This window comes from Inquilinus sp. (assembly GCF_039594555.1).
In the GTDB taxonomy this organism is placed as follows: Bacteria; Pseudomonadota; Alphaproteobacteria; order DSM-16000; family Inquilinaceae; genus Inquilinus.
This window is the reverse complement of sequence record NZ_JBCNNF010000540.1, coordinates 1-3,858: the sequence shown is the minus strand read 5'-3', so window position 1 is coordinate 3,858 and position 3,858 is coordinate 1. Positions and strand designations below refer to the sequence as shown.

Below are 3,858 nucleotides of genomic sequence, written 5' to 3'. Positions count from 1 at the left end.
GGGGTGGTAGGGCGGCTGGAAGACGGCGTCGGTCGTCCCCTGCTCCATGATCTGGCCGAGATACATCACCACCACCCGGTCGGCCAGGTAGCGGACCACGCCGAGATCATGGCTGATGAACAGCATCGTGGTGCCGGAGCGGCGCTGGATGTCGACCAGCAGGCCGGTAACCGCGGCCTGGACCGAGACGTCTAGCGCCGAGACCGGCTCGTCCGCCACCACCATGGCCGGGGCGCCGGCGAAGGCGCGGGCGATGCCGACTCGCTGCTTCTGCCCGCCGGAAAGCTGGCGCGGCTTGCGGTCGATGAAGGCCCGCGGCAGCTTGACCAGGTCGAGCAGGCGCAGCACCTCCGCCTCCACCTCGCGCCGGCCCTTCTTGACGCCGAATTTGCGGATCACCCGGCCGATCTGCTGGCCGACGCTCATGCTGGGGTTCAGCGTGTCGTTCGGGTTCTGGAACACCATCTGCAGCGACGACAGCAGCTTGGCGTCGCGCTGCTGCACCGGCTTGCGGCCGATATCGGTGCCGCGGAAGGAGACGGTGCCGTCGGTCGCCGTCTCCAGCCCCATCAGCACGCGCGCGAAGGTGGACTTGCCGCAGCCGCTCTCGCCGACGATGGCGACGGTCTGGCCGCCACGGGCCTCGAAGCTGATCGCCTCATTGGCGCGGACATAGCGGGTGCGGTCGCTGCCGAGCAGCGCCGCGATCGAGCTGTCATAGATCGGGTAATGCTTGCGCATCGCCGCGACCTCCAGCACCGGATGGTCGTTGGCGGCGGCGGCGACGGGCACCGCTTCGACCGGCGCCGGGGCGGGCGGCAGGTGCTCGATCTCCTCCCAGCGCAGGCAGCGCACCCGCCGGGTCTCGCTGGCCGGCAGCATCGGGATCGGGCCCGCGTCGCAGCGCCCGGCCTGGAAATGGTCGCAGCGCGGCCCGAACCAGCAGCCCTGCGGACGGGCCTGGGGCAGCGGCAGCTGGCCGCGGATCGGCACCAGCGGCCGGCTGGTCTTGTCCCGCCCCGGCGTCGGGATGCAGCCGAACAGGCCCTGGGTGTAGGGGTGGCGCGGGGCGGCGAAGATCTGGTCGATCGTGCCGTCCTCGACCGCCTGGCCGGCATACATGACGCAGACCCGGTCGCAGGTCTCGCGGATCAGCCCGAGATTGTGGCTGATATACAGCATGGCGGTGCCGAGCGTCCGGCCCAGCTCGGCGATCAGGTCGACGATGCCGGCCTCGACCGTCACGTCCAGCGCCGTGGTCGGCTCGTCCAGCAGCAGCAGCGACGGGTTCGACAGCAGCGCCATGGCAATGACCACGCGCTGCTGCTGGCCGCCGGAGATCTGGTGCGGATAGGCCTGCATCACCCGGGCGGGGTCGCCCAGCCGCACCCGGCCCAGCATGTCCTGAGCCCGGGCCAGCGCCTGCTCGCGGGTGCAGCCGGGCTCGTGGCACAGCGGCACCTCGGCCAGCTGGTCGCCGATCCGCAGCGCCGGGTTCAGCGCCGCCATCGGCTCCTGGTAGACCATGGCGATCTCGGCGCCGCGGATGCGCCGCAGTTCCTCCTCCGACATCGCCAGCAGGTCGCGGCCGCGGAACTTCATGCTGCCGCCGGCGATCCGGCCGTTGCGGCCGAGATAGCGCATGATCGCCATCGCCACGGTCGACTTGCCGCAGCCGCTCTCGCCCACCAGCCCGACGCATTCGCCCGGCCGGATGGTCAGCGAGAAATCGACCACCGCCGGGATCTCCGCGGCGCGGGTGAGGTAGGAGATCGACAGCCCGTCGATCTCCAGGATCGGGGTGGTGGTGTCGCGCGGCGGGATCACCTCGACCGTCATCACCTCAGTCCTTCAATGAGATCTCGCGCAGACCGTCGGCCAGCAGGTTCAGGCCGAGGACGAGCGACGAGATGGCGATGCAGGGGAAGACCGTCATCCAGGGGGCGAAGGCCGCCATGGCGCGGGTCTCATTGACCATGCCGCCCCAATCCGGGTCCGGCGGCGGCAGGCCGAGGCCGAGGAACCCCAGCACGCCGATGGTGATGATGGTGTAGCCGAGGCGCAGACAGGCATCGACGATCAGCGGCCCGCGGGCGTTCGGCAGGATCTCGACGAACATGATGTAGAGCGAGGATTCGCCGCGGGTCTGCGCCGCGGCGACATAGTCGCGGTTGCGCAGATCCAGGGTCAGGCCGCGGACGATGCGCATGATGCCGGGGGCGCTGGCGCAGGTGACCGCCAGCACGATGTTGATGCCGGAGGGGCCGAAGGTGGTGATGATGACGACGTAGAGCACCAGGATCGGGAAGGACAGGATGATGTCCCCGATGCGGCTCAGCACATCGTCCCACAGGCCGCGCTTGTACCCGGCCAGCAAGCCCATGGTGACGCCCAGCGCATAGGCGCAGAGCGTGGCCAGCGGCGCGTAGATCAGCACCCGGCGGGCGCCGTAGATGACCCGGCTGAGGATGTCGCGGCCGAGCTGGTCGGTGCCCAGCCAGAACACCCCACCGTCGGGCGCCACGGTGCCGGGCGGCTTGAACGGCAGCAGGTTCTGGTTCGGCGGGAACGGCGCGAGCAGCGGCGCCAGGATCGCCACTGCGATCCAGAACAGCACGATCAGCACACCGACCATGCCGACCCAGCTTTCGCGCAGCAGCAGCACCGAGCGCAGCGCGCGGAGGATCGGGTTGCGGGCCAGCGAGGATGGCGGCGGGAGCGAGATCTCGGCCATTCCGTGCCCCTCAGGTGAAGCGGATGCGCGGGTTGAGGTAGGTGTAGCCGACATCGGCGATGGTCTGCGTCGCCACCGCGACGAAGACCGAGACCATGGCGCAGGCCTGGATCAGGTAGATGTCCTGGTTCAGCGAGGCTTCGAGCAGCAGGGCGCCGAAGCCCTTGTAGCCGAAGAAGGCCTCGACCACGATCACGCCGGACAGCAGCCAGTTGATCTGCAGCACGATCACGGTGAAGGGCGCGATCAGCGCATTGCGCAAAGCGTGGCGCAGGATCACCCGCTTGTATGGGATCCCCTTCAGCACCGCGGTGCGGATATAGGGGCTCTGCATCACCTCGGCCATCGAGGCGCGCATCATCCGGGTGACGTAGCCGAAATCATAGAGAACGAGGACCGCGACCGGCATCACCAGTTGCAGGATGTCGAAGCCCTGGTTCATGCCGCTGGTGCCCGGCAGCCATTTCAGCACCAGTACGAACAGGAAGGACAGGAAGGTGGCCGAGGCGAATTCCGGGATCGAGGTGGTGACGATCGACAGCACCGAGATCGAGCGGTCGGTGGCCGAGCCCTCGCGCATGCCGGCGAGGACACCGAGCACGACCGAGACCGGCACCATGATCAGGAAGACGAAGGCGGCCAGGATCGCAGTGTTCTCCAGCCGCGGCCAGAGCACCGACGCCACCGAGGTCTTGAACCTCAGGCTGTCGCCGAACTCGCCGCTCGCCATCCGGCCGAGCCAGGCGAAGTAGCGCTCGTACCACGGCGCGAAATAGCCATGCGCCTGGAGCCAGAGATGGCGCTGCTCGTCCGAGCTGTAGGGCCCGAGGACCTTCACGGCCACCGACGACCCGTTCACCTCCAGGAGGAGGAAGACCAGCAGCGACACCGCCAGCATGGTCAGGATCATGAAGAAGGCGCGCTTGGCGAAGAAGATCAGCATCGCCTGACGGCCTCCTCAAAGCCTTCCGGGGCCGGCTCTTGCGGCATGAACCCCCTCCCCCTGCCCCCCTCCCGCAGGGGGAGGGGGGACTGGGTCTGCTTGGGCTTGGGAACCAGCTCTCGCCCCGATATTTCCATATTTTTTTTCTCTTCTACAGTGCACCTATCGATAAAGTGCGTAT

General features: G+C 68.3%; 3 protein-coding genes. All 3 read right to left on the bottom strand.

Annotation, left to right across the window (positions count from 1 at the left end; all coding sequences use genetic code 11):
- Nucleotides 1-1,839: ABC transporter ATP-binding protein (locus tag ABDW35_RS33550; protein WP_343718191.1), on the bottom strand; the 1,839-nt coding region annotated here is incomplete at its 3' end.
- A gap of 4 nt (nucleotides 1,840-1,843) precedes the next feature.
- Nucleotides 1,844-2,734, bottom strand: a complete 891-nt coding sequence (locus ABDW35_RS33545) for an ABC transporter permease (RefSeq protein WP_343718190.1) — start codon at nucleotides 2,732-2,734, stop codon at nucleotides 1,844-1,846.
- Nucleotides 2,735-2,744: 10 nt separating this feature from the next.
- Nucleotides 2,745-3,677, bottom strand: coding sequence for an ABC transporter permease (locus tag ABDW35_RS33540; protein WP_343718189.1), 933 nt, complete (start codon nucleotides 3,675-3,677; stop codon nucleotides 2,745-2,747).
- Between the last annotated feature and the right edge of the window lie 181 nt (nucleotides 3,678-3,858).

Coding starts and splice junctions, on each gene's coding strand:
- ABDW35_RS33545 (WP_343718190.1), bottom strand. CDS start 2,734: ATGGCCGAGATCTCGCTCCCGCCGCCATCCTCGCTGGCCCGCAACCCG.
- ABDW35_RS33540 (WP_343718189.1), bottom strand. CDS start 3,677: ATGCTGATCTTCTTCGCCAAGCGCGCCTTCTTCATGATCCTGACCATG.